Source organism: Capnocytophaga sp. oral taxon 338 str. F0234, assembly GCF_000192225.1.
GTDB lineage: Bacteria > Bacteroidota > Bacteroidia > Flavobacteriales > Flavobacteriaceae > Capnocytophaga.
This window is the reverse complement of record NZ_GL872436.1, coordinates 1-652: the sequence shown is the minus strand read 5'-3', so window position 1 is coordinate 652 and position 652 is coordinate 1. Positions and strand designations below refer to the sequence as shown.

The 652-nt window shown below is 39.4% G+C and carries 1 protein-coding gene; it reads right to left on the bottom strand.

Annotation, left to right across the window (positions count from 1 at the left end; all coding sequences use genetic code 11):
• The coding region (locus HMPREF9071_RS12590; RefSeq protein WP_009401640.1) for a phage baseplate assembly protein V at positions 1 to 652 on the bottom strand (652 nt) is incomplete at both ends.

The window sequence follows — 652 nt, the reverse complement described above, 5'->3', positions numbered from 1 at the left end:
AAGGTTGCACTACACGTATCCAAGGTGTCATTTCATTGCGTTTTGCCTGCCATAAGAATTGCACGCGTACACGTCCCATTCCTAAAGGGTCATTGTTGTCTTTTACAATAGCTGGTTGCTGCTCTGAGTGCGGAAAAGCATTCTCATCAAAATCAGCAGGGGTACGCATCATAGGGATACCCTCAAAGGAATTGTAATACTCCATACCAGTATGATAGTGTGATATTTTTATGACCCTATAAGTCTCCATTGCTCGGGCATTGATGTCAGTAAGACACGCAAAGGTATTCATCCTGAGACGCGGGTCACGGCTTTGTCCCTTTACTTTGAGCAACAATTCGCGTTTGTCTTTCTCTAAGCGTACTACATCCTCTAAATCTACACTTGATTGCTCTAATGAAGTAGCCGAGTGATATTTTTGAGGTATTTTTTTGTAGATTTTTTTAGAAGCATTCTTTGCATCGGTTTGTATAGGGTTATTCTTATACTCATTAGCAGCATCTCGTGAGTCATTATTTTCAGATGTTCCTTGATGTATATTGTAGTTTATATACTGAAAATCCTGTGGTTTTACCTCTAAGAAGAACTCTTCATCAATCAGGTTCAGGTTCTCACCTAATTCAATGGTCTCTTGGAGTTTATTGCCAAAAAT